General features: G+C 72.5%; 2 protein-coding genes. One reads left to right on the forward strand and one right to left on the reverse strand.

Going from position 1 to position 2544, the window contains the following annotated elements; genetic code table 11:
- Window positions 1-317 precede the first annotated feature (317 nt).
- Window positions 318-1271, reverse strand: a complete 954-nt coding sequence (locus tag N4P33_RS34545) for a 2-hydroxyacid dehydrogenase (RefSeq protein WP_260830866.1) — start codon at window positions 1269-1271, stop codon at window positions 318-320.
- Between the two features lie 73 nt (window positions 1272-1344).
- Between N4P33_RS34545 and N4P33_RS34550 the strand changes: the two genes are divergently transcribed.
- Window positions 1345-2343, forward strand: a complete 999-nt coding sequence (locus N4P33_RS34550) for an aldo/keto reductase (protein WP_260830867.1) — start codon at window positions 1345-1347, stop codon at window positions 2341-2343.
- Window positions 2344-2544 lie beyond the last annotated feature (201 nt).

The following is a 2544-nucleotide window of genomic DNA, read 5'->3' on the forward strand; positions in this document are numbered from 1 at the left end:
CTGACCGGTCCGGTGGCCGGTCGGCCGGGTGGGGTGACCGGTGAGCCGGCCGCGGTCGCGTGCGGCCGCACGCCAGGGCCGCCGTCGGCGGCTCCGCCGCGTCGGATCGCTCGTCCATAGGCCGTGCATCGCCCGTCGCCCCCCTCACAGTCCGCAAAGTCCGTCCCCGGCGCCGATTGGTCAGCGGCGCAACCCCTGTCCGGACGATACACCAGTCTCGTCACTCAGGGACATAGCTTCTCTACTCTGCGTGACGATCAACAGATGTATGAGTACCCACCGCGCCCGGGGAAACGCGGACGGTACTCGAAACGGAGTTACGGCGTGTCCGTCCCCGTCACCAGGATCACGTTCCGCGGCTCCTCCTGGTTCAGAAAACGGTGCAACTGGTCCACCAGCAACCGCTTCGCGCGCGGCAGGAAGGCGGACGTGGGCCCGCCGACGTGCGGGCTGATCAGGACGCCCGGCGCCCGCCACAGGGGGTGTTCGGCGGGCAGCGGCTCGGGGTCCGTGACGTCCAGGGCCGCCATGATGCGGCCGGTCTCCAGCTCCGTGAGCAGGGCCTTGGTGTCGACGACGCCGCCGCGGGCCACGTTCACCAGCAGGGCGCCGTCCTTCATCCGGGCCAGGAAACCGGCGTCCACGAGATGCCGGGTGGCCTCGGTCAGCGGCGTGGAGAGGACGACGACGTCCGCCTCCGGCAGCAGGGAGGGCAGTTCGGTGAGCGGGTGCACCGGGCCGCGCGCCGTGGTGCGCTCGGAGCGCGCGACGCGCGCCACCCGCGCGAGCTCGAACGGAGCGAGCCGGTCCTCGATGGCCGCGCCGATCGATCCGTAGCCCACGATGAGCACGTTCTTGTCGGCGAGCGCGGGCCGGAATCCGCCCAGCCACTCCCCTCGTTCCTGGGCCCGCACGAAGTCGGGGATGCCGCGCAGCGAGGCCAGGATCAGCGCGAGGGTCAGCTCGGCGGTGCTGGCCTCGTGCACCCCGCGCGCATTGCACAGCCGTACGCCGGGCGGCAGGTCCTTCAGACCCGGTTCCACGTGGTCGATGCCGGCGGACAGCGTCTGCACGACCCGCACCGAGCTCATCAGCGGCAGCGGGCGGGTGCCGACGCCGCTGGGCTTCATGTACGGCACGACGTAGAAGACACAGCCGGCCGGATCGGCGGGGAACTCCGCCTCGCCGTCCCAGAAGAGGTAGCGCGGCCCCTCGGGGAGGCCCTCGATCTCGTCGGGCGGAATGGGCAGCCATACGTCAGCAGCAGTCATGGCTGGAGGCTATGTCAGGCGCCGGCGACGCCAGAGGTTAGGTTGGGGGCCGGAGAGGGAGGGTCACGAGCAGGTGGAGCGCAGGACGATCGGTGCGGCGGCGCTCGCGGTAGGGGCCGTCGGGCTCGGGTGCATGCCGATGAGCTGGGCCTACAGCACCTCACGGCAGCGCGGCGAGGAGTCGCTCAGGGCGGTGCACCGGGCGCTCGATCTGGGTTCGACGCTGCTGGACACCGCCGACATGTACGGGCCGTTCACCAACGAGCTGCTGCTGGGGCGGGTGTTGAAGGAGCGGCGCTCCGACGCGTTCGTGTCGACCAAGGTCGGGCTGCTGGTGGGCGATCAGCACATCGTGGCCAACGGCCGTCCCGGGTATGTGAAGCGGGCCTGCGACGCCTCGCTGCGCCGGCTGCAGACCGATGTCATCGACCTGTACCAGCTGCACCGGGAGGACCCGGAGGTCCCGGTGGAGGAGACCTGGGGGGCGATGGCGGAGCTCGTACAGGCGGGGAAGGTACGGGCGTTGGGGCTGTGCGCGGTGGGTGCGCGCTCGGCGCGGCGGCCGGGGGCGCGGCTGCACGACGCGACGATCCGCCAACTGGAGCGGGTGCAGCAGGTGTTCCCGGTCAGCGCTGTCGAGGCGGAGCTGTCGGTGTGGTCGCCGGAGGCGCTGCGGACGCTGCTGCCGTGGTGCGAGGCGCGGGGTGTGGGGTTCCTGGCCGCGATGCCGCTGGGCAACGGGTTCCTGACCGGCACGCTGACACCGGGCGAGGGCTTCGAGCCGGACGACGTGCGCGCCCGGCATCCCCGCTTCACCGCCGAGATGATGGCAGCCAACCAGCCCATCGTCGTCGGCCTGCGCCGCGTCGCCCGCCGCCACGGCGAGACGGTCACCCCGGCGCAGGTCGCCCTCGCGTGGGTGCTGGCGCAGGGCCGGCACGTGATCCCGGTGGCGGGCACCAAGCGGGAGCGGTGGGTCGAGGAGAACGCGGGGGCGGCGGCACTGCGGCTGACCGAGGAGGACTTCGCGGAGATCGCGGGGTTGCCCGCGGCGCAGGGGTCCTGGGACTGAGGCGCGAGGGCGCTGGGGCTGAGGCACGAGGGCGCTGCGCTGAGGCGCAGGGTCCTGGGCTGAGGCGCAGAGCGCTGGGCTGAGGCGCAGAGCGCTGGGCTGAGGCGCAGAGCGCTGGGCTGAGGCGCAGAGCGCTGGGCTGAGGCGCAGAGCGCTGGGCTGAGGCGCAGAGCGCTGGGCTGAGGCGCAGAGCGCTGGGCT

It is taken from the genome of Streptomyces sp. 15-116A (assembly GCF_025290915.1).
In the GTDB taxonomy this organism is placed as follows: Bacteria; Actinomycetota; Actinomycetes; order Streptomycetales; family Streptomycetaceae; genus Streptomyces.